This is a genomic window from Brevundimonas sp. Br13 (assembly GCF_055391505.1).
In genome coordinates this window covers 1,768,903-1,793,929 of sequence record NZ_AP044008.1, presented here as the reverse complement: position 1 = coordinate 1,793,929, position 25,027 = coordinate 1,768,903, and the positions used below count along the sequence as shown (strand labels likewise).

Here is a 25,027-nt window from a genome sequence, read left to right as displayed (position 1 = left end):
GCCGCGCGGGCCCAGGGTTGGCGCGGTGTTTCCGTTGTTGTTGAGGCGAGCCAGATGGCCGAGATCATTCTGAACGTGGACGTCCGCGAAGGCGTCGGCACCGGTGGCGCCCGCGCCGCCCGTCGCGCCGGTTTCGTGCCGGGCGTCCTGTACGGCGGCGACAAGGCCCCCGTCGCCCTTTCGGTGAACGAGAAGGACTTCCGCAAGTCGCTCTACACCGGCAAGCTGCTGGGCCATCTGGTGACGCTGAAGTACGGCGAAGAAACCCAGCCGGTCATCGCCAAGGACGTACAGTTCGACCCGGTGTCGGACCGTCCCCTGCACTTCGACCTGATGCGCGTCGACGAGCACGCCCCGGTCAAGATCGAAGTGCCCGTGCACTTCAAGAACGCTGACGAAGCGCCGTTCGCCCGTCAGGGCGGTTCGCTGGAAGTCGTCCGTCACGCCGTTGAAATCCTGGTCAAGGCCGACAGCATTCCGGAAGAACTGGTGGTCGATCTGGCCAAGGCCCAGATGGGTGACACCATCCGCATCTCGGACATCGCCCTGCCCAAGGGCGCCCAGCCCACCATCACCGACCGCGACTTCGTGATCGCCACCATCAAGGTCTCGTCCGCCGCCCTGTCGGCCGCCGCCGACGAAGCCGCCGAGGCCGAGACGACCGAAGGCTGAACCTTCGTCGCATCGCCGAAGTCAGGCCCCGCGCGGCTCGCCGCGGCGGGGCTTTTCTTTGCGCGACGCAAACGGCATGAGGAGCGCCATGATCATCATTGCCGGTCTGGGCAACCCAGGCGCCAAATACGAGAAGAACCGCCACAACATCGGCTTCATGGCCGCCGACGAGATCGCGCGGCGCTGGCGGTTCGGCCCCGAGCGGGCCAAGTTTCAGTCGATCGTCAGCGAGGGTCAGGTCGAGACGGCGAACGGGCCGGTCAAGGTCCTGCTGATGAAGCCCCAGACCTATATGAACGAGAGCGGCCGGGCCGTCGGCGAGGCCGCGCGCTTCTACAAGATCAAGCCCAGCGAGATCATCGTCTTCCATGACGAGATCGACCTGGCGCCCGGTCGGTTCCGCATGAAGACCGGCGGCGGAGCGGCGGGCCAGAACGGAATCCGCTCGCTGATCAGTCATCTGGGACCGGACTTCCGTCGCGCCCGAATGGGGATCGGCCATCCCGGCGAGAAGGAGATGGTCATGCCCCACGTCCTGGGAGACTTCCACAAGGCGGAGCAGCCCTGGCTGGACGCCCTGCTCCAGGCCTGCGCTGACGCTTTGCCCTTCGCCGTCGCCGGCGACGACGAACGCTATCAGGGCGAGGTCATGCGCCTGGCCCCGGCGCCCAAGTTCAGCCCCCGACAGGCGGCGCGCGGCGAACTGTAGCCTGTACGCCCTTGGCGAAACGCCGTAGAGGCGAGGCGTGAACCGTTCCGGCGCCGATCATTGGTCGACATCGAAGTCGCTCGCCTTCCTGGCGGCGGTCTTCGCCATCGTGCTCGGAAGTCTGCTGCCGTTCGGCGCCTTGGCGGCGGCCCAGCCGGGCCAGCCTCTGGTCATCTGTTCCGCAGAAGGGCCGCAGACCATCCAGTCCGGCGGCATGGACGGCCCGGTCAACAAGCATCTGGGGGCCAAGTGCGCAGCCTGCGTCGTGCCCCTGGCCGCCGCCCTGCCCGCCCCGCCCGCACCCGAACCCGCGCCGGTCATCCGCACGGTCGAGACCGTCGTCTATATGCCGGCCCGCGTCAGCCCCCCGCCGCCGGCCCGCGCGCCGCCGCGTCCGCCGTCCACCGCCCCACCCTACGCCTGAACCAGACACGAAGCCCGCGCCGGCTCAGCGCCCGCGCGCCCTTTCCCGTTCTGACTTCAGGATCATCATGTCTCTCAAGACCACTGCGGCGCCCTGCGCCCTGCTGCTCGCCGCCCTGTCCACGACCGGATGGGCCAGCCCCGCCCTGGCGCAACAGGCGTCAGAGCCCGCCGTCCTCGACACCGTCATCGTCACCGCCCGCCGCAACGCCGACGACCCCGCCGTCGTCGCCGAGGCGCGGGAGCGTCTGGCCCGCACGCCGGGCGCGGTCGCCGTCGTCTCGGCCGAATCCTACGCCGACCGCTATGCGCCCAACCTCGCCGACGTGCTGCGCGACGCGCCGGGCGTCTATGCCCAGAAGAAGTGGGGGGGCGACATCCGGCTTTCGATCCGGGGCTCGGGCATCGGCAACTCCATCCATAACCGTGGAACCCTGCTGGCCCAGGACGGGGTTCCGTTCAACGAGGCCGACGGTTTCGGCGACTTCCAGCTGATCGACCCGCTGATCGCCCGCTATACCGAGGTCTACAAGGGCGGCAACGCCCTGCGTTTCGGCGGCGCCCTGCTGGGCGGTGCGATCAATCTGGTCACGCCGACCGGCCACACGGCGACTTCGAACCTGAGCCTGCGGCTGGACGGCGGCTCCTATGGCACGGTGCGCGCCCATGCCGAGGTCGCGGGCGTCCGGGGCGACTGGGACGGCTTCGCCGCCGTTACGGGCCAGAGCGTGGACGGCTGGCGTCAACAGAGCGAGGGCAAGTCCCTGCACCTGTCCGCCAACATCGGCCGCAGCTTCGGCCAGGACCGGGAGGTTCGTCTGCTGGTCTCGGGGGGCGACATCCATCAGGAAATCCCCGGCAGCGTCAGCCTATCGGACGCACTGACCAAGCCCCAGGCGGCGACACCGAGCAACATCACCCTGAACTACCAGCGCAATATGCAATCAGTCCGCACGACGGTGCAGACGCGCTGGCGGCTGGACGAGTCCACCGTGTTCGAGGGCGCGATCTATGGAACCTGGAAGGATCTGGACCACCCCATCTTCCAGGTGATCGATCAGGAAAGCCGCAACTACGGCGCCTTCGGACGGTTCGACTGGCAGGGACAGGTCTTCGGCCTGCGCGCCGACGCCTTCTACGGCGCCTGGTATCGTCAGGGCGATCTGGACGCCAAACAGTGGGGCAATCTGGCCGGACAGCAGAACGGCCTGCGCGCCCGCAGCTTCCAGAACGGCAAGGGGCTGGACGTCTTCGGCGAGGGGCGGCTGTTCGTCACCGACCGCCTGACCCTGGTCGCCGGGGGAACCTGGGGCCGCGCCGAGCGGGACTATCAGAGCTATGTGGTCCCCGGCGTCTCCGGCACGATCGACCTGACCGTCGACAAGAGCTTCGACTGGTTCGCCCCCCGCGCCGGCCTGTTGTGGGAAAGCGAGCAGGGCGATCAGGTCTTCGCCAATGTCACCCGCTCGGTCGAGCCGCCCAACTTCTCGGCCCTGTCGCCCACCGCGGCCGGGTATCTCCCCCTGGTCCCGCAGGAGGCCGTGACCTGGGAAGTCGGTACGCGTGGTCGCCGCGGTCCGGTGACCTGGGACGTCACCGTGTATCGCGCCGATCTGAACCACGAACTGCTGAACTTCGTCGTCAACGCCTCGCTGGGCATTCCCGCCTCCACCTTCAACGCCGGGCCCACGGTTCACCAGGGTATAGAGGCGGGGCTGGATTGGCGGATCGCGCCGCAATGGCGGCTGCGCCAGACCTACGCCTTCTCCGACTTCCACTTCGACGGAGACAAGGTCTACGGCGACGCGGACCTGCCGGTGGTGCCGCCGCACCTCTATCGGGCCGAGCTGCGGTATGACCACCCGGCGGGGTGGTTCTTGGCCCCCGGCGTGGAATGGTCGATGGCGGACGCCTGGGTCGACTACGCCAACACCCTGAAGTCGCCCGCCTATACGGTGGCGAACCTGAACATGGGCTGGACCGTGCGGGACGGGCTGACCGTCTTCGCTGACGTGCGCAACCTGTTCGATGAGGCCTATGTCTCGAACTTCAGCGCAGTTACGGACGCCCGGACCGCTTCGACAGCCGTCTTCTTCCCCGGCGAAGGCCGCTCGGCCTATGTCGGCGTCAGGATGAGCTACTGATGGCCGGGAAGGCCACAACCCAGGCGCCGGACGATCTGTCCGGCGCCTACCGCGCCGTCTGGCGTTGGCATTTCTACGCCGGCGTCTTCGTCATGCCCGTGCTGATGCTGCTGGCCCTGACGGGTGGGCTTTATCTGTTCAAGGACGAGATCGACGGAGCCCTTTATCGGGACATGATCCGCGTGCCGGCGGCCCAAACCCAGACCGCGCCGGAAACCTGGCTGACGTCGGCGGCCCAGGCCGCCGGCGGCGGTCGGGTCGCCAATCTGGTCCTGCCCGCCCGGCTGGACCAGGCCGTCCGCCTGCGCGTGGATCGGCCCGACGGGGTGCAGAAGACGGTCTTCGTCGATCCGCACACCGGCCACGCCACCGGCGCCTTTTCCGCCGGCGGGGTCATGGAACTGGTGAAGAAGACCCACAGCCTGACCCTGCTGGGGCGGCCGTTCAACATCCTGGTCGAGATCGTGGCGGGCTGGACCATCATCCTGTTCGCCACGGGCCTCTATCTGTGGTGGCCGCGTGGACGGGCTGTCGCGACCGTCTCGCTCCGAACGACCGACGCCCGACGCCGCCCCTTCTGGCGCGACCTGCACGCCCTGACGGGCTTTTACGTCGGCGGTGTGGTGCTGTTCCTGGCGGTCACCGGCATGCCCTGGTCGGCCTTCTGGGGCGACACGGTGATGGACGCCGTCAAGTCCAGCGGTCTGGGCCGCCCGCCCGCGCCTGTCGCGGGAGCCTGGCAGCGCGCCGAACACCATGACCAGCCCATCGGCGCCGGTTGGGCCATGGACGGAATGGTCATGACCCACGACCACGCGGGCCACGGCGCACTGGACCGGGTGCTGAAGGCCGCCGACGACGCCGGTCTGGCCCGGCCCTACGCCGTCAACATCCCCGCCGCCGGCGGCACGGCCTATACGATCACCACACAGGCCCGCCGGGTTCAGGACAGCCGGTCCCTGTACATCGACGCCGCCTCGGGGCGTCTGCTGGCCGACCTCGGCTACGACCGGTTCGGCGTCGGCGCCAAAACCGTCGAATGGGGCGTCTATACCCACCAGGGCACACAGTACGGCCAGCTGAACCGGATCATCATGCTGCTGGGCTGTATCGGCGTCTGGCTGCTGGCGATCAGCGGTCTGGTCATGTGGTGGAAGCGCCGCCCGCCGAACCTGTCGCGCCTGCGACTGGGCGGCCCGCCCGCCCCGCCCGGACCGCGCATCCGCGCCGCCGTCCTGGGCATCGTCCTGCCCCTCGCCCTCCTCTATCCCCTGACGGGCCTGAGCCTGGTCTTCGCCGTATTGCTCGATCGAGCCGTGCGGCCGATGATCCGGCGCCGTCCCGCCGTTTCCTGAAAGAACCGACGCCATGAAGACCCATCTGTCCCTCGCCGTCGCCGCCCTTGCACTGACGGCCTGCAACCCGCCTGCGGACAAGCCGGCCCCTGCCGCTGAGGCGACGGCCGCCGCCGTGACCGCCGCCGACGCCTGGTGCCGCCCTTCGCCCAACGGAGCCAAGGCCGGGGGCTGCTACGTCACCCTGACCGCCGCGACCGACGACCGGCTGACCGGCGGCTCCACCCCGCGCGCGGCCGAGCTTCAGGTCCATGAGATGAAGACCGAGAACGGCATGATGAAGATGGCCCAACTGACCGAGGGCCTGCCGTTGGCGGCCGGTCAGGCGGTCGAGCTGGCGCCCGGCGCCAATCATCTGATGCTGATCGGCCTGACCGCCCCCCTGGTCGCAGGCGAGACCGTGCCCATCACCCTGACGTTCGCCTCGGCGCCCGAGGTGACGGTTCAGGCGGCGGTGCGCCAACCGACCATGGCGGGGATGGATCACGCCGCCCACTGAGGCCTTTTGAAGCGCGAGCCTGACAAACCGGTTCGAACCGGCTAAAGGCTCGCGCCTCACGAGGAATCCCATGGCCCTGAAAGTCGCGATCGTCGGCCTGCCCAATGTCGGCAAGTCCACCCTGTTCAACGCCCTGACCAAGACGGCGGCGGCCCAGGCGGCCAACTATCCGTTCTGCACCATCGAGCCGAACACCGGCGACGTGGCCGTGCCAGAGCCGCGCCTGAACGCCCTGGCCGAGATCGCAGGCTCCAAGGAGATCATTCCCGCCCGCATCACCTTCGTGGACGTCGCGGGCCTGGTGCGCGGCGCCTCCAAGGGCGAAGGCCTGGGCAACCAGTTCCTGGCCAATATCCGCGACTGCGACGCCGTGGCCTTCGTCGCCCGCTGCTTCGTCGACGACGACATCACCCACGTCGAAAACCGCATCGATCCGATCGCCGATCTGGACATCATCGAGACCGAGCTGATGCTGGCCGATATGGAAAGCCTGGAGCGCCGCCGGCCCCAGCTGGAGAAGCGGGCCAAGACCGGCGACAAGGATTCGGCGCTTACGCTGAAACTGGTCGATTTGGCCCTGGCCCAGCTGAACGCCGGCAAGCCCGCCCGCACCGCCGAGGTATCCAAGGAGGATATGAAGGCCTGGCACATGCTGCAGCTGCTGACCGCCCTGCCCGCCCTCTATGTCGCCAATGTCGAAGAGGGTTCGGCCGACCAGGGCAATGAGCTGTCGGCCAAGGTCGCCGCCCGCGCCGCCCAGGACAACGCCAACTCGGTCGTCATCTCGGCCCAGATCGAATCCGAGATCGCCGTGCTGGACGACGCCGAGCAGAAAGAGTTCCTGGAGACCCTGGGTCTGGAGGAACCCGGCCTGAACCGGCTGATCCGCGAGGCCTACAAGCTGCTGGGCCTGCAGACCTATTTCACGGTCGGTCCCAAAGAGGCCCGCGCCTGGACCATCAATGTCGGCGACACCGCGCCCCAGGCGGCCGGGGTCATCCACACCGACTTCGAAAAAGGCTTCATCCGCGCCGAGACCATCGCCTTCGAAGACTTCGTCGCCCTGCGCGGCGAGGCCAAGGCGCGCGAAGCCGGCAAGCTGCGCGCGGAAGGCAAGTCTTACGTCGTCAAGGACGGCGACGTGATGAACTTCCTGTTCAACTGAGGCGTCAGATCAGGGGGACTGCCGCGCTGCGGCCTGGTCCTGGTCCTTGTCGGGCTTCAGCATCTTCTCCAGCGGATTGGCGGGGTCGGGCGCCCGTGGCGAGCCGGGGCAGCGCAGCAGCTTCACCGTGGTCATGTCCCGGTCAATATAGGTCAGGTTCATGACGTCGCCGGCCGCCGCCATGTGGACGCGCTCGGTCGCGACCTGCCCCTCCGCCGTGCAGTTTAACGTCGCCACATAGCCGTGGGGCGTCTCGTCAATATGGGCGATGTCGCAACGGTTCTCATACCCCTCGAACCGTTGAGGGGTGATGGTCAGGGTCCATCGGTCGCCCTGCGGGCGGGCGCACCAAGCGAGGTCGCCGGCCCAGACCCCGACGAAGCTGCGCGGCCCCCGCGACGCCAGGGACGAGGGGCCGGGCGGTTCAACCGCCTGCATGGCTTCGGCGGTCCTGAGCGGCGCGGCGGGCTGGTCGGGAGGATTGACGTCATTCTCGCCGCAAGCGCCCAGCAGGGAACCCAGGGCGAGCAGCGGAAACAAGGCGAGTCTCATGACACCGCAACGTCGAGACCCAACTCCGGTTCAAACCCGCGCGACAAGTGCGGTTGATTCTGATAATCGTTCGCATTAATGAAGCCGCCTTCATCAGCCGGGGCTATTATGCGCAATCACCTTCTCCTCTGCACCGTCGCCGTCACTGCGGCCGCCACCGCCCATTCCACCGCGTCCGCGCGGGCCGAAACGCCGCAGGTCGCAGCGACCCAGATTGATCCAATCGTCGTGATCGGCACGCGATCGGAGCGGCAGGCGTCCCGGACGCCCGGCACGATCAGCGTCATCACTGACGCCGAGATCGAGACCATGTTGGCGACAGACATGAAGGATCTGATCCGGTATGAGCCGGGGGTCAGCGTGCCCACCTCCCCCGCCCGCTTCAGCCTGGCCCTGTCCGGCGCGGGCCGCGACGGCGATTCGGGCTTCACCATCCGGGGCATGGGCGGCGACCGGGTGCTGATCATCAACGACGGCGTTCGTCTGCCGGCGGGCTTCAGCTTCGGGGCCCAGGCGGTAGGGCGCGGCGGCTATAACGACCTGGACCTGACCAAGTCGGTGGAGATCCTGCGCGGCCCGGCTTCGGCCCTTTACGGCTCGGACGGCGTGGCGGGTGCGGTGGCGTTCAAGACCAAGGATCCGGTCGATTTTCTGACCGCCGGCCAGGCCTTCGGCGCACGGGCGCGAGTCGGCTACGGCTCGGCCGACGAGGGCTGGACCGAGGGACTGGCCTTCGCCGGCCGATCGGGCGCCTTGTCAGGGCTGATCGCCTACACCCGCCGCGACCATCAGGAGACGGAGAATAAGGGCCAAACCGGCGGGGTCGGCGCCGCCCGCACCGAGCCCAACCCCCAGGACTTCGCCTCCAACGCCTATCTGGGCAAGCTGGTGTGGCAGGCCGCGCCGAACCATGTGCTGCGTCTGACCTACGACCATCTGGATTCCGACATGACCGGCGACGCCCTGAGCAGCCGGTCCGCGACCGTCCTGTCCGTCACCGCCCATGACGAGACCCGTCGCGACCGCATAAGCGGTGATTGGCGCTTCAATGATTTCGCCGGCCTGAGCGACGGCTCGATCGGCCTTTACTGGCAGGACGCCGAGACGCGGCAGTACACCTTTGAGGATCGCACGCCGGCCGTGGACCGGGCGCGGGACGTCACCTTCGACAACAGGGTCTATGGCCTGGCCGCCCAAGGGGCGCGGGTCTTCGGCAAGACGAGCGCGGTCCGGCACCGCGTCACCTTCGGCGGCGACTGGTCCAAGACGACCCAGGAGGGTCTGCGCGACGGGATCACGCCGCCGGTCGGCGAGACCTTCCCTGTCCGCGCCTTCCCGACAACCGATTTCCAGCTGGCAGGCCTGTTCGTCCAGGACGAGATCGAGACCCTGGGCGGCGCCCTCAGCATCATCCCCGCCGTCCGCTACGACTGGTACGAGCTGTCGCCCAAGGTGGACGCCGTGTTCCCCGCCGCAGCCTCGGGACAGAGCGACGACCATATCTCGCCCAAGCTGGGCGTCGTCTATTGGACCGGCGCGCATCTGGGCGTCTTCGCCAGCTACGGCCTGGGCTTTCGCGCCCCCTCGCCGATGCAGGTGAACAACTATTTCGAGAATCCCGTCTTCGGCTATCGTTCGATACCCAATCCGAACCTGTCGCCGGAAACCAGCGAAAGCTTCGAGGCCGGCTTCCGACTGCGCGACATCGGCGTGGCCGGGGGCGTGATGCGTCTGAACACCACCGCCTTCGCCACCCACTATGACGACTTCATCGACCAGATCCCCGTCAGCGGAACGGGCGTGCCGGGCGTGGATCCGCTGGTCTATCAATATGTGAACCTGACCGAGGTCGATATCCGCGGCCTGGAGGCCCGCGCCGATCTCTATTGGGACAACGGCTTCAGCCTGATCGGCTCGGCCGCCTATGCCGAGGGCGAACAGACGAACGGCGGCCGGCGGGCCGAACTGGGCAGCGTCGATCCGGTCAAGGTGGTGGCGGGGCTCCAGTACGCCGCGCCGTCCGGCGTCTGGGGCGGATCGGCGACCGTCACCTGGTCGGGCAAGAAGGATCAGGCCGCCTATGGCCTGTCCTGCGGATCGAGCTGCTATCTGGGCGACAGCTTCGCCCTTCTGGACCTGACCGCCTATTGGAACGTGACCGAGCGTGTGACCCTGCGCGGCGGGGCCTTCAACCTGTTCGACGAGACCTATGGCTGGTGGAGCGATGTGCGGGGCCTGTCGGAGACCTCGAGCGTCAAGGACGCCTACACCCAGCCGGGCCGCAACTTCGGCCTGTCGCTGACCCTGCGTCTGTAACCGACCATGACCGTTCACCTTTCCAAGACAAGCCCCATGCCCGCCCTATTGATCGCCGCCGCCTTGATGGCTTCCGCCCCCGCCGCCCAGGGGGCGGAGCCCCTGTCCCGGGCTCCCGCCGCATCGGCCCCCGCGACGTCCACCACACCGGCCGCCGCCTTCGAGCGAGACCGTCAGGCCATTCTGGCCCAGGCGGGCCAATACCGCGTCCATTTCGACATGCGCGAGAACGTCGGCTTCCGCGCCGACTATGATCCGCTGGAGGAGAAGCTGTCCGGCGGCAGCGAGATCGTGCGTGTCGTCTACGACAAGGGCGATCGGATCAGCCTACAGCACATATTGGTGATGGAGCACGACGGTCAGACCATGGCGATCAAACACTGGCGCCAGGACTGGACCTATCAGCCGCAGACGGTCCTGACCTACGCCGGGCCGAACCGATGGGTGCTGACCCCCGTCCCGGAAGCCCAGCGCCAGGGCGCTTGGTCTCAGACCGTGTGGCAGACTGACGATTCACCTCGTTACGGCGGAGTCGGCCGCTGGACCTATGACAATGGGCTGACGGCCTGGACGTCCGACCCGACCTGGCGGCCGCTGGCGCGGCGGGACGCGGTGCGGCATCCGATCTACGACCGCTATCTGGGGACCAATCGGCACATCCTGACACCCGCCGGCTGGGTGCATATTCAAGACAACATGAAGATGGCCGGCCAGCCGGACGGTGCGCCGATCGCCGTGGTCCAGGAAGATGTGATCAACACCTACGACCGGAACGACAGCTATTCCCCCAAGCCGGGGGACGACTATTGGGCCAAGACCCAAGGCTTCTGGGCCGCCGTGCGCGACGCCTGGGATGCAGCCATCGTCGCCGGAAACGGAGTCCATCTGCAGCAGGAGGCCGAGACCGGCGCGGTCACTGGAGCGCCGCTGATGGATCTGGCCCAGTCGCTGGCCGACGGCGAAGTCGCTGAGGCCGAGGCCGTCGCCCGGGCTCGCGAGTTGATTGCCCAGGCCACATCAAGCCAGCCCGCCGCCGCCCGTTGAGGTCCGGATCGCCCGCCGCCGACGGCCTCAGCGCCGTTCGGCGGCCGAGGCGTCGCGGATGGCGTTGAACTCGGCTGTCGGCTTCCAGGCCGGCCAGGTGGTGCTGTCGGCCACCGTCAGACCCAGCCGGTACAATAGATCCAGGTTCTGAAGTGCGGCGGTGAAGTCGTAGTCCGCCCGCCATTCGTCCGTCAGCTTGTGATAGTAGCGAGCCATCTGGGCCTCGTAATAGGGTTTGCCCGCTTCGATTCCGCCCTCCACGAAATCACGGCCGCTCCACGGCATCAGAGCCGGCACCCCGCCTGCGGCGAAGTTGAAGTGGTCGGAACGGTAGTAGAAGCCCTCTTCCGGATAACCGTCGCCAGTGACGGTGCGCCCCTGGACGGCGGCGAACCGTCCCAGAATATCCTCCAGCTCCGACTTGCCGACGCCGAAGACCGCCACGTCGCGCGTCGCCGGGGTGAAGGGCAGCATGTCGATATTGATGTCGGCCGCCGTCTTGGCCAGCGGATAGACCGGGTCGGCGGCATAGGCTTCAGAGCCCAGCAGCCCCTGTTCCTCGGCCGTGACGTGCAGGAAGACCACGGTCCGCTCCGGCGCCGGGCCGTTCTTGAAGGCGCGGGCCATTTCGATCAGGCCGGCCGTGCCGGAGGCGTTGTCCCAGGCGCCGTTGAAGACGTCGTCCCCCGCCTCGTTCTTCTCCCGCGCCTTGCCGACGTGGTCCCAGTGGGCGGAGTAGAAGACATATTCATCGGGCCGGGTCGTGCCGGTGATCTTGGCCAGCAGATTGTTGGAGTGGATGACCTCGGTCTTTTCGGCGATGTCCACGCTGAGCCGGGCGCCCAGATCGACGCCGCCGCCCAGGCCAGCCGTCTTGGCACGCGCCAAGGCCTGGGCCAGGACGTCGCCGCCGATGGCCGCTCCGGTCGCCATATTGATCGAACCGGTGAAACGGGCGTCGCGCGCGCCCTTGACCGTCATCACCGGCCGGTTCGCGCCGCCGACGGCGCGGCGCCAACGGCCCTCGACGTCCTGTAGGCTGATGACGCCGACGGCCCCGCGCTTCAGCGCCTCCTGGGTCTTGTGTTCGCCCGAGCCGTAGAAGTTGGGGTCGGCGCCCATGGACTCTGGTTGACCGCGCAGAATGACCACGACCTTCCCGGTGAGGTCTGTCGAGCCATAGTCGTCCCAGCCCCGCTCGGGCGCCACAATGCCGTAGCCGGCGAAGACCAGGGGGGCGTCGGAGACCTTGACCACCGGATCGGCCGGGCCGGCCCGCAGGGTGATGTCCGCGCCCGACGTCAGATCATGGCTGACGCCGTCGGCTCCGGTCCAGGTCGCGACGGGGGGCCGTTCGGGCGTGAACCGCACCAGATCGACCGGCTGGAGCCAGGAGCCGTCGCGCCCGCCCGGCTCCAGACCCATGGCCTCATACTGGGCCTGCAGATACTCCAGCGTCAGCCGCTCGCCGACCAGGCCGGGGAAACGCCCCTCCAGCCGATCGTCGGCCAGATATTTGATGTGGTCGGACAGGCGCTGGGCGCTGAATTGTGGGGTGGCGGCCGAGGCCACGGCGAAGGCGTCGGTCGCGGCCGAAGGCGGGACGACAGGCGCGTCCGGCGCCGTGGCGCAGGCGGCCAGGAGCAGGGCCGCAGCGGCGATGATGGAAGAACGACGCAGGATCATGAAGGTTCTCGAATGAGGAAAGACGGGAGGAGCAGCGGACTTAGCGGCGTTCGGCAGCGGAGACGGCGCGGACGGGACCGAATTCGGAGCCCGACTTCCACTCGGGCCAGTCGCGACCGTTCGCCAGGGCGCGGCCAACGTCATAGAAGACCGTCAGATCTTCGATCATTCCGCTGTAGTCCCAGTCCGGCGACCATTCGTCGGCGGCCTGGTGATAGCGTTTGGCGCCGTAGTCGCTGCGCGCCGCTTGGCGCTCGGCGATCGGTTCGTCGCGGAAGTCGCCCCGACTGCCGGCATAGGCCATGGGCACGCCGCGCTTGGCCAGGGGGAAGTGGTCGGACCGGTAGTAGGTGCCGGCGGCGTTCTCGTAATCCGGCATCAGGGTGCGGCCCTGGGGCTGGATCGCGGCGGCCAAGCGCTCGTCGAAGTCGGACTGGCCGTAGCCGGTCACGCCCAGGCCGGTGACACGGCCATAGACGTTCATCGAATCCATGTTGAAGCCGCCCACCGTCCTGGCCAGGGGATAGACGGGATTGGAAGCGTAGTATTCAGCGCCCAGAAGGCCGCTCTCCTCGGCGGTGAAGCTGATCATGACGATTGAGCGTTCGGTCCGAGGAGCCCGACCGTACATCCGCGCCAGCTCCAACAGGCCCGCCGTGCCCGAGGCGTTGTCCACGGCGCCGTTGAAGATGCGGTCGCCCGTCTCGTCCGGCTCGCCCATGCCGATGTGGTCCCAGTGGGCGGTGTAGAGGACCGTCTCGTCCGGATGGGTGGTTCCCGGCAGGCGGGCGATGACGTTATGGGTGGTGACCTGACTGGTCGCCACATCGAACTCGGTCGAGAAGCCGGCGCCGGTCAGGGGCACGGGCTGGAAGTCGCGGCGGCGAGCCTGGGCCTTCAGCGTCTCGAAATCCAGACCGGCGCGGCGGAACAGATCGACGGCGACGTCGCGCTGGATCCAGCCCTCGACCGGAACCCGCTCAGCCGCCGCATTCTGGCGCAGGATGTCGAACTGGGGCACGCCCCAGGAGTTGGCGACCGTCTGCCAGCCATAGGAGGCGGGCGCCGTCTCATGGACGATCAGCACCCCGGCCGCGCCATGGCGGGCCGCCTCTTCATATTTGTAGGTCCAGCGGCCGTAGTAGGTCATGGCCTTGCCGCCGAAGGTGTTCAGGGCCGGTTCTTCGAAATCGGCGTCATTGACCAGGACGACCAGCACCTTGCCGCGCAGATCCTGCCCCTTGAAGTCGTCCCAATTCCGCTCGGGCGCGGTGATCCCATAGCCGACGAAGACCAGGGGCGCGTCCTTCAGGCTGACGTGCTCGGCCGGGTGGCGGGTCGAGAGGGCGACCTCGCGTCCCTGGGTCATCGGCAGGGTCCAGTCGCCCAGCTTCAGCGCCGCCTGGACGTTGGACTGGGTGAAGCGGTTCAGGATCACGTCCTGGGTCCATTGGCCGTTCGGACCGCCCGGCTGGAAGCCGGCGGCGGCGTATTGGCGGCTCAGATAGTCGATCACCTTCTGCTCGGCCGGGGTGGCGATGCCGCGCCCCTCGAAACTGTCGTCCGACAGGGTTCGAATGTCCTCGGCGATACGAGCTGCGTCGAAGGCCGCGACCGAGCCTGAACCTTCAAGAGCCGCCGGCGCGGCGCAGGCGGAGAGTGCGGCGCCGGCCATCAGCACGGCGACCAAGGAAGAACGGATACGCATGAACACAGGGCCCCACAGCCGCAGAAGAAGGCCGAACCCTAGGCGGGTAAAGCCATCATGTCGATTCCGTGTCAGCGGCCAGGATGTCGCAAAACAAAGCCCGCCGAAGCGGGCTTCGGCGGGCTGAGTTTCGGTTTTCGTTCGGGCGCGCCTAGTGGGCCACGCCCTTCCAGATGCGGCGATAGCTGGCGTAGGTCAGGCCCGCAAAGATCAGCAGGAAGATGATCACGCCGAAACCGGCCTGTTTGCGCTCGACCATCTTCGGCTCGGACGTCCAGGCGATGAAGGCCGCGACGTCCTTGGCGTACTGATCCACCGTCTGGGGCGAGCCGTCGTCATAGGTGACCTGGCCGTTCTGGAGCGGCGGCGGCATGGCGATGAAGCCGCCCTCGGGCACATGGTCCGGGTCGCCGGTCCAGAAGGGGGTCAGGTCGCCCTGCATATAGGGGTTGTAGTGCTGACCGGGGCGGATCTGCAGGCCGGCGGGCGGGGTGCGATAGCCCGACAGCAGGGAATAGATGTAGTCCGCGCCGCCGTGACGCGCCTTGGCCATGACCGACAGGTCCGGCGGCGCCGCCCCGCCGTTGCCGGCCGCAGCCGCGGTGGCGTTGGGATAGGGGGCGCGGAACTTGTCGGCCGGGGTGGCGTCGCGCTGGATCGGCTCGCCCGTCTCGCTGTCGATGTCGGGGACCTGGATCTCCTTGGCCAGGGCCTTCACCACCGGATTGTCGTTCGGATTCGGATATTTCGGATTCCAGAACGGCCCGTGGCGATCGCCCAGGTTCCGGTAGTGCATCAGGTTCATGCTGTGACAGGCGGCGCAGACCTCGTGATAGACCTTGTAGCCGCGCTGCAGTTGACCCTGGTCATAGACGCCGAAGGGGCCGTCGAAGCTGAAGCCGCCGGAACGGGGGTGGGCCGCCCCGCCCTCCGCCAGGGCGGGCGCCGCCGTCATCAGGCCGAGGGCGGCGACCGCCGAAGCGACCAGTCTGGACATCGACACGCTCATTGTTCCAAAGCTCATGACGCTCAGCCCTTCTTCTCGGGCGAGGCGGGCGCGGCGGCCGGGACGGCGTCGCCGCCCGTCAGGACCGGTTCCGAGATCGTCGCGGGGATCGGCAGCGGCGTCTCCTTCAGGCCCACGAAGGGCAGGATCACCAGGAAGAAGACGAAATAGTAGAGGGTGAACAGCCGCGTCAGCCACAGGTAGGAGTTCACCTCTCCGTCGAACAGGACGAAGCTGGCCATGCCCGGAATGACCGGGGCGTCCGGCAGCTGACCGCCGCACCAGCCCAGGCCGACCCCGACCACCAGGAAGATGAAGAAGAAGGTCCGCATGGTCGGGCGATAGCGCATCGACCGCACCTTGGACGTATCCAGCCAGGGCAGGACGAACAGGACGCCGATGGCGCTGAACATGGCGACCACCCCGCCGAACTTGTCCGGCACCGCGCGCAGGATGGCGTAGAAGGGCAGCATGTACCATTCGGGCACGATGTGGGCGGGCGTCTGCAGCGGGTTGGCCGGGATGTAGTTGTCGGCGTGGCCGAGGGCGTTCGGCTGATAGAAGACGAAGACGGCGAACAGGATCAGGAACAGGATGATCGCAAAGCCGTCCTTGACCGTGAAATAGGGGTGGAAGGGCAGAGTGTCCTTCTTGGCGCGATCCTTCGGAATGAGGATGCCCACCGGATTGTTCTGACCGGCCGAATGCAGGGCCCAAAGGTGCAGGACCACGCAGCCCAGGATGGCGAAGGGCAGCAGATAGTGCAGGGAGAAGAAGCGGTTCAGCGTCGCATTGTCGATCGCCGGGCCGCCGCGCAGCCAGATCAGGATCGGTTCGCCGACGAGGGGCACGGCGCCGATCAGATTGGTGATGACCTCCGCGCCCCAGAAGGACATCTGACCCCAGGGCAGGACATAGCCCAGGAAGGCCGTGGCGATCATCAGGAAGAAGATCACGCAGCCGATGATCCAGATCATCTCGCGCGGCGCCTTGTAGGAGCCGTAGTACAGCCCCCGCAGCATGTGCAGATAGACGGCGATGAAGAACATCGAGGCGCCGTTGGCGTGGACATAGCGGATCAGCCAGCCGCCGTTGACGTCACGCATGATCCGTTCGACCGAGGCGAAGGCCAGGTCGACGTTCGGCGTATAGTGCATGGCCAGAACGATGCCGGTGACGATCTGCGTCATCAGGCACAGGGCCAGGATGCCGCCGAAGGTCCACCAGTAGTTCAGGTTCCTGGGCGTCGGCAGCGACATATAGTCGGCGCCGAAGCGGATGATGGGCAGCCGGGTGTCCAGCCATTTTTCGACGCCCGTCTTCGGGACGTAGGTGGATTCGTGTTCGCTCATTTCCTCCCCCTTCGCCCTCAACCGATCTTAACGCGGGTGTCGGACGTGTATTCGTAGTCGGGCACGACCAGGTTCAGGGGCGCCGGCCCCTTTCTGATCCGACCGGACGCATCGTAGTGCGAGCCGTGGCACGGGCAGAACCAGCCGCCGTAATCGCCGGCGCCGAAGGTCGGGACGCAGCCCAGGTGGGTGCAGGAGCCGACCACGACCAGATATTTCTCATGCCCGGACTTGGTGCGTTCCGCATCCGTCTGGGGCGGGCTGCCGACGGCGCCCTCGGTAATGACCTTCTGCAGCTCGGCCGGGGTGCGATAGCGCACGAAGACCGGCTTGCCCTGCCATTTGATCACGACCTGCTGGCCCTCCTGAACCTTGGTCAGGTCGAACTCGATCGAGGCCAGGGCCAGGGTGTCGGCCGCAGGGTTCATCTGATTGATCAGAGGCCAGGCGATCATCGCCCCGGCGCCCACCGCAGCGGCGCCCGCCGCGATATGGATGAAGTCGCGGCGATTCGGATCGCCCTCGCCTTCCGGAATCACACCCGTTTCGGCCACGTTTCACCTCTCGAAGACCGCCGGGACCGCCTGTGTTGGCGCTCCTCTGCTACGGCACGAACCCTAAAAGCGCTGCCCTGTGGTCCCCTCGGCCTGTATTTGCGGCGTTCGCCGCAAGCTGCTGACGTTTCTTGCGAAACGCTCGCAAACAGACCGCGACAAACCCCCAGGTCGCGTATACCTAGGGCTTAGAATGCGTCTCGCCCTTTTTCAACCGGACATTCCTCAGAACGTCGGCGCCTGTATCCGGCTGTCGGCCTGTTTCGGCGTCGCCCTGCACGTCATTGAGCCCACAGGCTTCCGTTTTGACGACCGCGCCATGAAGCGGGCGGCCCTGGATTACGGCCCCCTATCGCACATGACCCGCCATGCGGATTGGGACGCGTTCCAGCGCGAGCGACCCGCCGGACGGCTGGTGCTCTTCACCACCAAGGGGGCGACGCCCCTGCCCGACTTCGTCTTCGAACCCACCGACACGCTTCTGTTCGGCAAGGAGACCGCCGGCGCCCCGGACTATGTGCACGCCGCCGCAGACGCGCGCGTGGTGATTCCGCTCAGACCCGAGGCCCGGTCGCTGAATCTGTCGGTCACGGCGGGCATCGCCCTTTGGGAGGGCCTCAGGCAGACGGGCGGGCTAGGCTGACCGTCCGATCTATCCCGACCGCCGCCAGGAAGTCCGCATCGTGGCTGACGACAACGAGGGCGCCGTCATAGGCGCTCAACGCCGCCTCCACCGCCGCCACCGAATCGAGGTCCAGGTGGTTGGTCGGCTCATCCAGCACCAGAAGCTGCGGCGGGCGCGTTCCCGTCATGACGCAGGCCAGGGCGGCCCGCAGCCGTTCACCGCCGGACAGGTCGCCGACCCGCCGATGCGCGGCCGTATTTCGAAACAGGAAGCGAGCCAGGGCCGCCTGGGCTTCTTGGACCGAACCGTCCGGATTCAGCCGCATCCAGGCCTCGACCAAGGTTTCCTGGGGGCGCAGCAAAGCCGCCTCCTGATCCAGCAAGGCTGCGGGAACGGGTCGCTGCACTTGACCCGAAGTCGGTGCAAGATCGCCGGTGATGAGCCGCAGCAGGGTCGTCTTGCCCGCGCCGTTCGGGCCGGTGACGGCGACCCGCTCCGGGCCGGTCAAGGTCAGATCCACAGGACCGACGATCCGCCGCCCGTCCTGTGTCGTCCAGACCGCCCCGCTCAAGGTGGCCACCGTCCGTCCCGCCGCAAGGCCTGTGGCGCGCATGGGGATGGTTAGGGTTCGCACCCGCTCCACCCCTTGGCGCGCGGCGGCCAAGGCGGTTTCCGCCTCCGCCGCCTGGCGCACGGCGAGGAGCCGGTCGCCGCCGCCGCTGTTTTCGGCCCGCTCGGCCCGGGCGTCGATCAGAATCCTGGGCATGTCGCCCTTGGCCGCCTTGCGGCGTCCGGCCGCGTCCCGCCGCGCCTTCATCTCCGTGCGACGCTGGGCGTCCGCCGCCACGCGGGCCAGCGTCCGTTCAGCCTCGACCAGGTCGCGTTCGGCTGTTTCGCGCTCAATCGCCTTGCGTGCGGCGTAGAGGTCGTAGTTCCCGCCGTGGACGGCGACCCCCAGGCCGGACACCTCGACGATGCGATCCATGCGACGCAGCAGATCCCGGTCATGGCTGACCACCACCGCCCCGCCCTTCCAGCGACCCAGCACCTCGGCCACCCAGCGCCGCGCCTCGACGTCCAGGTGATTGGTCGGTTCGTCCAGCAGGATCAGGTCGGGCGCCGCCAGGATCAATCCCGCAAGCCGTAGCCGGGTCTGTTCCCCGCCGCTGAGGCTGCGTGTCGGCCGGTCCATCGGCAGGCCCGCCAACCCGACTTCGGCGAGGGCTGAATCGATCCGGGGTTCCAGGGTCCAATCGGCGTCGGCCAGGTCCTGGGCGTCGCCCGCGCCAGCCAGCAGCCGGTCGATCGCCGCCAGGGCCGGCGCGACGCCCAGGGTTTGCGCCGCTGTCTCGACGGGAGACGGATCGGACCGTTGATCCAGAACGCCGACAGAGCCGAGGCACGTGACCGTTCCCTCATTGGGGGACAGGTCGCCGGCGATCAGACGCAGCAGCGTGCTCTTGCCCGCGCCGTTGCGACCGACGACGCCGGTGCGCTCAGGCCCGAACGTCAGGCTCAGATTGTCGAAAAGCGTAACGCCGTCAGGCGTTCTAGCGGCGACCTTGTCGAGGGTCGCGAGCGCGCACGGGAACGCGCTTGGGCTTGGGCTGGTTGGCATGGAGGATCACGAGCAGCATGGCGGACAGGGCGGAACCGGTTGCCAGTGCGATGATCATGATCTTCGAGCCTCCTGCTCAAAACTCCTCAGAGACAGGAGGATGGGTCGTATTTATGCAATCCGCAAGTCCGGGGAGCCCCTGCTATGAACACGCCCGCGTGAAGAGGGGGTGGCTCCGGGGTGGACCGATGGTCCGATGGCGCCCCGCCCACCAAGCCGCTAGGACGTCGGAATGGAGAGCCGCTTCCGCATAGAAGACCCTGCCGGAGCCGCCGCGCGCCGCGACGCGGCTGTTCAGCGGCTGCGCGACGAAACCGGCATCGACGAGGCGATGATCGACGCCCTGGTCGAGGGCTTCTACGCCCGCGTCCGCGACGACCGGCTGATCGGGCCGATCTTCGCGGATCGGATCGCCGACTGGGGCCCGCATCTGGCGCAGATGAAGCTGTTCTGGTCGTCGGTCGCCCTTTCGTCTGGCGTCTACCAGGGTCGGCCTATGCCGAAACATCTGCCCCTGCCGATCGACGCGCGCCACTTCGACCGCTGGCTTGAGTTGTTCGCCGAGACCGCCCGCGACCTGTGCCCGCCCGTCGCCGCGGCCCATTTCATCGAACGCGCCCGCCGCATCGCCGAGAGCCTGGAGCTCGGCGTCGCGACCGCAAACGGAGTGATGCTGGCCAAGGGGGAGCGTTTCTTGCGCCCGACACAGGCCTGGACGCCGGAGTAGGTCAACCGGGCTGGACGCGCCCAGTGCGCAATGTTCCCACATTGTTCTTGCTTAAACCGGGCAAATCATTCCCATATAGCGATGTCGCGCCGGAGCCCTCCGGCTCCTCTCCGCGTTTCCCGGACCGCATGACCGAAAAGCACAACTTCATCCGCGTTCGCGGCGCCCGCGAGCATAATCTCAAGGGCGTGGACCTGGATATTCCGCGCGAACAGCTGGTGGTGATGACCGGCCTGTCGGGCTCGGGCAAGTCGTCCCTTGCGTTCGACACCATCTACGCCGAGGGCCAGCGGCGCTATGTCGAGAGCCTGTCGGCCTATGCGCGCCAGTTTCTGGAACTGATGGGCAAGCCGGACGTGGACCTGATCGAGGGTCTGTCGCCGGCCATTTCGATCGAACAGAAGACGACGTCCAAAAACCCTCGCTCGACCGTCGGCACGGTGACGGAGATCCACGACTATATGCGCCTGCTGTGGGCGCGGGTCGGCGTGCCCTATTCGCCGGCCACCGGCCTGCCGATCGAGAGCCAGACCATCAGCCAGATGGTCGATAAGCTGACGGCCCTGCCCGACGGCGAACGCATCCTGCTGCTGGCTCCGGTCGTTCGCGGCCGCAAGGGCGAGTACCGCAAGGAAATCGCCGAATGGCAGCGTCAGGGCTTCCAGAGGCTGAAGATCGACGGGCAATTCTATCCGATCGACGAAGCCCCGACCCTGGACAAGAAGTTCAAGCACGACATCGACATCGTCGTGGACCGGATCGTGACCAAGCCGGATCAGGAAGGTCGCTACGCCGACAGCCTGCAGACGGCGCTGAGCCTCGCCGACGGTATCGCCACGGCGGAATGGGCCAGCGTCGCCGAGGGCGAGACAGCGCCGCGCACCCTCGTCTTCTCCGAACGATTCGCCTGCCCGGTGTCCGGCTTCACCATCTCGGAGATCGAGCCGCGGCTGTTCTCGTTCAACAATCCCTTCGGCGCCTGTCCGGTGTGCGACGGCCTAGGGGTCAAGCTCGCCTTCGACGCCGACCTGGTGATCCCCGATCGCGACAAGAGCCTGCACAAGGGGGCGGTAGCGCCGTGGGCGCGCGGCCCCTCACCTCTCTATACCCAGACGCTTCAGTCGCTCAGCCGCCACTACGGCTTCTCGATGGATGTGGCTTGGCGCGATCTGCCGGCCCAGGCGCATAAGGCGATCCTGCACGGCACGGGCGCTGAGAAGATCAAATTCACCTATGACGACAACGCCCGCAAATACGAGGTCTCTAAGCCGTTCGAGGGCGTCCTGCCGAACCTGGAGCGGCGCTGGCGCGAGACCGACAGCGCCTGGGTTCGCGAGGAGCTGGCACGCTATCAGTCCGAGACCCCCTGTGAGGCCTGCGGCGGCAAGCGGCTGAAGCCCGAGGCCCTGGCCGTCAAGGTCGGCGGCGAGGACATCGCCGACATCTCCATGCTGTCGATCTCCAAGGCCTACCTCTGGTTCTCGACCCTGGAGGAGAGCCTGACAGAGAAGCAGATGGAGATCGCCCGGCGCATCCTGAAGGAGATCTGCGACCGGCTGCGGTTCCTGAACAACGTCGGCCTGGACTATCTGAACCTGTCCCGCTCATCCGGCACCTTGTCGGGCGGGGAGAGCCAGCGCATCCGTCTGGCTTCGCAGATCGGTTCGGGCCTGACCGGCGTCCTCTATGTGCTGGACGAGCCCTCCATCGGCCTGCACCAGCGCGACAACACCCGCCTGCTGGAAAGCCTGAAAGGGCTGCGCGACCTCGGCAATTCGGTCCTTGTGGTCGAGCACGACGAGGAAGCCATCCTGACCGCCGACTATGTCATCGACATGGGGCCCGCTGCGGGGGTGCATGGCGGCACGGTCTGCGCCGAGGGTACGCCGCAACAGGTCATGGCCAACCCGAACTCCCTGACCGGCAAATATCTGACCGGCGAGCGGGAGATCGAAATCCCCGCCGACGGCCGCCGCCCCATCGACCGCAAGCGGATGCTGAAGATCAGCGGCGCCAGCGGCAACAATCTGAAGAGCGTCACCGGCGAAATCCCCGTCGGCGTCTTCACCTGCATCACCGGCGTGTCCGGCGGCGGCAAGTCCACCTTCACCATCGAGACCCTGTATAAGGCCGCCGCGCGCCGTCTGAACAATGCGTCGGACGCCCCCGCCCCCTTCGACCGCATCGAGGGGCTGGAGCATTTCGACAAGGTCATCGACATCGACCAGTCGCCGATCGGCCGCACCCCGCGCTCCAATCCCGCCACCTACACCGGCGCCTTCGGCCCCATCCGCGACTGGTACGCCGGCCTGCCGGAATCCAAGGCGCGCGGCTACGGCCCCGGCCGGTTCAGCTTCAACGTCAAGGGCGGCCGCTGCGAGGCCTGCCAGGGCGACGGCGTCATCAAGATCGAGATGCACTTCCTGCCCGACGTCTACGTCACCTGCGACGTCTGCAAGGGCAAGCGCTACAACCGAGAGACGCTGGAGATTGTGTTCAAGGGCAAGTCGATCTCGGACGTCCTGGACATGACGGTCGAGGAGGCCGCCCAGTTCTTCAAGGCCGTGCCGCCGATCCGCGACAAGATGCTGACGCTGGAGCGGGTGGGCCTCGGCTACGTCAAGGTCGGCCAGCCCGCGACCACCCTGTCCGGCGGCGAGGCCCAGCGGGTCAAGCTGTCCAAGGAACTGTCGAAACGCGCGACCGGCCGGACCCTCTACATCCTCGACGAGCCGACCACCGGCCTGCATTTCGAAGATACGCGCAAACTTCTGGAAGTGCTTCAGGAACTGGTCGAGGCTGGCAACACCATCGTGGTGATCGAGCACAATCTCGACGTCATCAAAGTGGCGGACTATCTGCTCGACTTCGGGCCGGAAGGCGGCGACGGCGGCGGCGAGATCGTCGCGGTCGGCACACCGGAACAGGTGGCGGAGAACAAGGCCAGCTGGACCGGAAAATACCTCAAGGAGGTGCTGGATCGTCACGAGACCCGGCGCAAGGCGCGGGTCGCCGCACTGGGGCAGGCGGCGACGCCCCCGCCGGCGAAGCGGAAGCGGGTCAAGGCCTCGGCCTGAGGTTTTACTCCAGACGCTGAAACGTCTCCGTCAGCCCTCCAGCTGCTTCAAGATCGCCGCGAACGGACTCCAAAGCAGGACGGTGATCAGTGCGAAACCGAGCGCCATCAGCGTCATCAGCAGCAGGGCCGCCAAACCCGCGCCTGCGCCGGAGCCGGACATGGCCGCCGTCATAGGCCAGGCGACGAGGGCCAGCAGCAGACCCACCAACAAGGCCATGGCGACGGCGAGCACATTCACGCCGATCAGAGGCCAGACGATGGGTCCGCTGCGCTTCCATCCTTCCACGAGAGGAAGGCCGCTCCGCAGCAGCGTGAGAGGCGCGACCAAGCTGAGTCGAGCCGCCACCCAGAGCCCCAGTGCAAAGGCGATCAGATTCACGATGACGCCTCCCGCCAGACCGATCGCCGCGCCGGCGCCCCGAGTGGCGAGGTCCGCTCCAACGTTCAATACGAGCTGAACGACGACCAGAATAATCAGAACCCCCAACATCCGAGCCTCGGTCTTGCCCAGTCGCAGGAAGCCGAACCGTCGTTTCTCAGGCTCAAACACTGCGCGGTAGACGGCCGGCGCGACGAGGGCCTGGGCCAACAGCAACGGCGGCATGAATCCAGCCATGGCCAAGCCGAAGGCTTGTAGCGCTTCTGGCGACAAGGCGTTGATATCGCCGTTGGCGGCCTGCAACTCGGCCATATGGGGCATGATTGCGGGCGCCGCGAGCAGACTGCTCAATATGAGCCCGATCAGCCAGACCATCGACCAGAGGAGAACCGCCGCCGGGTTCTGGCGCGTCACGCGAAACCCCTCGAATGCGGCGTCGGTGGCGGAAAAACTCATGATCGAACTCCAGATCAGATTCGGCGCGACTCTAGCCCATCCCGTCGTCGGCGTCCGGTCCCAGACGCCCCTATCCCGAACCCTTTGTTGCAATTCGTTCTCACTTGCATACTCTGCCTCGGCCTATGAGGACGACCATGACCCGACATCCCCTCCACGCCGGCCTTTTGGCCTCCCTTCTGTCCGTCTGGGGCGCGGGCGTGGCCCAGGCCCACTCCCCCTATCTTCGGCCGAACCTGTTCGACGCGGGGCGGCGCGATCATGTGACCGTCGAGGCGGCCTTTACCGAGGAGGTGTTCAACGCCGAGGTCGCCATGCGGTCCGACGGCTTCCATGTGGTCGGGCCAAACGGCGACACGCCGATCAGCGCCGTCACCTATCTGCGCGATCTGGCGGTGTTCGAGGCGCCGACGCCGGTGGACGGCCTCTATCGTCTGTCATCCGGCCCACGCGCCGGCCGCACGGCCAAGATGTACCACACCCCCTCCGGCTGGAAGATGGTCGGCGAAGAGGATGCGCCGCCCCCGCCCGGCGCCGAACTGGTCGATGTCCAGAGCATCACCGTCGCCGAGGCCTATGTTATGCGGGGCGTCCCCGACGAGGCGGCGCTGAAGCCCACCGGCCAAGGGCTGGAGCTTCAGCCTCTGATCCAGCCGAACCAGATCGTCGCCGGCGAGGACGCGACCTTCCGCCTGCTGTTCGACGGCCAGCCCCTGGCCGACGCGCCTGTCACCGTCTTTCGCGAAGCCGGCCAGTACGACGGCAAGACGATCGAGACCGAAACCGCCACCGACGCCTCCGGCGTCCTGACCCTGCGGGTCTCGGCGCCCGGTGCCTATATGACACAGGTCCGCTACCGCACCGCCGCCCCGGCAGGCAGCCCCACCCCCTACCGCAGCTACACCCACACCCTGACCTTCACCGCCGACGCGGGGTGAAGGCGGAGGGGACCGTCCAT

The 25,027-nt window shown here is 67.3% G+C and carries 21 protein-coding genes; 13 read left to right on the top strand and 8 right to left on the bottom strand.

Features of this window, described 5'->3' with window-relative positions; all coding sequences use genetic code 11:
• Positions 1-54 precede the first annotated feature (54 nt).
• From ACZ5M6_RS08775 to ychF, 7 genes are all read left to right on the top strand, one after another.
• Positions 55-672: a 50S ribosomal protein L25/general stress protein Ctc gene (locus ACZ5M6_RS08775; protein WP_054765396.1), complete on the top strand. Its 618-nt coding sequence runs from the start codon at positions 55-57 to the stop codon at positions 670-672.
• A gap of 88 nt (positions 673-760) precedes the next feature.
• Entirely contained in the window at positions 761-1,381 is a 621-nt protein-coding gene (pth, locus tag ACZ5M6_RS08770; RefSeq protein WP_182713913.1) for an aminoacyl-tRNA hydrolase, read from the top strand.
• Between the two features lie 37 nt (positions 1,382-1,418).
• Positions 1,419-1,805 carry a DUF2946 family protein gene (locus ACZ5M6_RS08765; protein ID WP_464158188.1) on the top strand — a complete coding sequence of 129 codons (387 nt, stop codon included), beginning with the start codon at positions 1,419-1,421 and terminating at the stop codon, positions 1,803-1,805.
• 67 nt (positions 1,806-1,872) lie between these two features.
• Positions 1,873-3,948 carry a TonB-dependent receptor family protein gene (locus tag ACZ5M6_RS08760; protein WP_464158186.1) on the top strand — a complete coding sequence of 692 codons (2,076 nt, stop codon included), beginning with the start codon at positions 1,873-1,875 and terminating at the stop codon, positions 3,946-3,948.
• Complete coding sequence (locus ACZ5M6_RS08755; protein ID WP_464158184.1) at positions 3,948-5,303, top strand: PepSY-associated TM helix domain-containing protein; 1,356 nt, start codon at positions 3,948-3,950, stop codon at positions 5,301-5,303. The genes ACZ5M6_RS08760 and ACZ5M6_RS08755 overlap by 1 nt, the downstream gene beginning before the upstream one ends.
• A gap of 13 nt (positions 5,304-5,316) precedes the next feature.
• The gene (locus ACZ5M6_RS08750; RefSeq protein WP_054765391.1) at positions 5,317-5,802 is read left to right on the top strand and encodes a copper chaperone PCu(A)C; all 486 of its coding nucleotides are present in this window, start codon (positions 5,317-5,319) and stop codon (positions 5,800-5,802) included.
• Between the two features lie 70 nt (positions 5,803-5,872).
• Entirely contained in the window at positions 5,873-6,967 is a 1,095-nt protein-coding gene (ychF, locus tag ACZ5M6_RS08745) for a redox-regulated ATPase YchF (protein ID WP_152949891.1), read from the top strand.
• Between the two features lie 9 nt (positions 6,968-6,976).
• On the opposite strand, the gene ACZ5M6_RS08740 is transcribed toward ychF, so the two are convergent.
• Positions 6,977-7,519 carry a hypothetical protein gene (locus ACZ5M6_RS08740; protein ID WP_464158181.1) on the bottom strand — a complete coding sequence of 181 codons (543 nt, stop codon included), beginning with the start codon at positions 7,517-7,519 and terminating at the stop codon, positions 6,977-6,979.
• Positions 7,520-7,627: 108 nt separating this feature from the next.
• On the opposite strand from ACZ5M6_RS08740, the gene ACZ5M6_RS08735 reads away from it, so the two are divergent.
• Together ACZ5M6_RS08735 and ACZ5M6_RS08730 are read left to right on the top strand one after the other, a co-directional pair.
• Positions 7,628-9,835 carry a TonB-dependent hemoglobin/transferrin/lactoferrin family receptor gene (locus tag ACZ5M6_RS08735; protein WP_464158180.1) on the top strand — a complete coding sequence of 736 codons (2,208 nt, stop codon included), beginning with the start codon at positions 7,628-7,630 and terminating at the stop codon, positions 9,833-9,835.
• 36 nt (positions 9,836-9,871) lie between these two features.
• A complete protein-coding gene (locus tag ACZ5M6_RS08730; protein ID WP_464158178.1) occupies positions 9,872-10,879 on the top strand; it encodes a DUF6607 family protein in 1,008 nt (335 codons plus the stop codon).
• Positions 10,880-10,906: 27 nt separating this feature from the next.
• Here ACZ5M6_RS08730 and ACZ5M6_RS08725 read toward each other — a convergent pair whose 3' ends face one another.
• From ACZ5M6_RS08725 to petA, 5 genes are all read right to left on the bottom strand, one after another.
• Entirely contained in the window at positions 10,907-12,565 is a 1,659-nt protein-coding gene (locus tag ACZ5M6_RS08725; RefSeq protein ID WP_191555463.1) for a M28 family peptidase, read from the bottom strand.
• Positions 12,566-12,605: 40 nt separating this feature from the next.
• Entirely contained in the window at positions 12,606-14,273 is a 1,668-nt protein-coding gene (locus ACZ5M6_RS08720; RefSeq protein WP_191555462.1) for a M28 family metallopeptidase, read from the bottom strand.
• Positions 14,274-14,424: 151 nt separating this feature from the next.
• Positions 14,425-15,270 (bottom strand): cytochrome c1, encoded by an 846-nt coding sequence (locus tag ACZ5M6_RS08715; RefSeq protein ID WP_054766902.1) that lies wholly within the window; start codon positions 15,268-15,270, stop codon positions 14,425-14,427.
• 32 nt (positions 15,271-15,302) lie between these two features.
• Positions 15,303-16,631 carry a cytochrome b gene (locus ACZ5M6_RS08710; protein WP_054765384.1) on the bottom strand — a complete coding sequence of 443 codons (1,329 nt, stop codon included), beginning with the start codon at positions 16,629-16,631 and terminating at the stop codon, positions 15,303-15,305.
• A 17-nt stretch (positions 16,632-16,648) separates the two neighbouring features.
• A complete protein-coding gene (gene petA / locus ACZ5M6_RS08705; protein ID WP_054765383.1) occupies positions 16,649-17,185 on the bottom strand; it encodes a ubiquinol-cytochrome c reductase iron-sulfur subunit in 537 nt (178 codons plus the stop codon).
• Between the two features lie 193 nt (positions 17,186-17,378).
• On the opposite strand from petA, the gene ACZ5M6_RS08700 reads away from it, so the two are divergent.
• Positions 17,379-17,828 carry a tRNA (cytidine(34)-2'-O)-methyltransferase gene (locus tag ACZ5M6_RS08700; protein WP_054765382.1) on the top strand — a complete coding sequence of 150 codons (450 nt, stop codon included), beginning with the start codon at positions 17,379-17,381 and terminating at the stop codon, positions 17,826-17,828.
• On the opposite strand, the gene ACZ5M6_RS08695 is transcribed toward ACZ5M6_RS08700, so the two are convergent.
• Positions 17,803-19,428 carry an ABC-F family ATP-binding cassette domain-containing protein gene (locus ACZ5M6_RS08695; RefSeq protein WP_444572134.1) on the bottom strand — a complete coding sequence of 542 codons (1,626 nt, stop codon included), beginning with the start codon at positions 19,426-19,428 and terminating at the stop codon, positions 17,803-17,805. The genes ACZ5M6_RS08700 and ACZ5M6_RS08695 overlap by 26 nt on opposite strands.
• Before the next feature lie 232 nt (positions 19,429-19,660).
• On the opposite strand from ACZ5M6_RS08695, the gene ACZ5M6_RS08690 reads away from it, so the two are divergent.
• Positions 19,661-20,155 (top strand): group III truncated hemoglobin, encoded by a 495-nt coding sequence (locus ACZ5M6_RS08690; protein ID WP_054765380.1) that lies wholly within the window; start codon positions 19,661-19,663, stop codon positions 20,153-20,155.
• A 128-nt stretch (positions 20,156-20,283) separates the two neighbouring features.
• Positions 20,284-23,232, top strand: a complete 2,949-nt coding sequence (gene uvrA / locus ACZ5M6_RS08685) for an excinuclease ABC subunit UvrA (RefSeq protein ID WP_183215953.1) — start codon at positions 20,284-20,286, stop codon at positions 23,230-23,232.
• A gap of 30 nt (positions 23,233-23,262) precedes the next feature.
• Here the strand turns inward: uvrA and ACZ5M6_RS08680 are convergent, their stop codons facing one another.
• Positions 23,263-24,069: a hypothetical protein gene (locus ACZ5M6_RS08680; RefSeq protein WP_464158175.1), complete on the bottom strand. Its 807-nt coding sequence runs from the start codon at positions 24,067-24,069 to the stop codon at positions 23,263-23,265.
• Between the two features lie 137 nt (positions 24,070-24,206).
• Between ACZ5M6_RS08680 and ACZ5M6_RS08675 the strand changes: the two genes are divergently transcribed.
• Entirely contained in the window at positions 24,207-25,007 is an 801-nt protein-coding gene (locus ACZ5M6_RS08675; RefSeq protein WP_333896068.1) for a DUF4198 domain-containing protein, read from the top strand.
• Positions 25,008-25,027 lie beyond the last annotated feature (20 nt).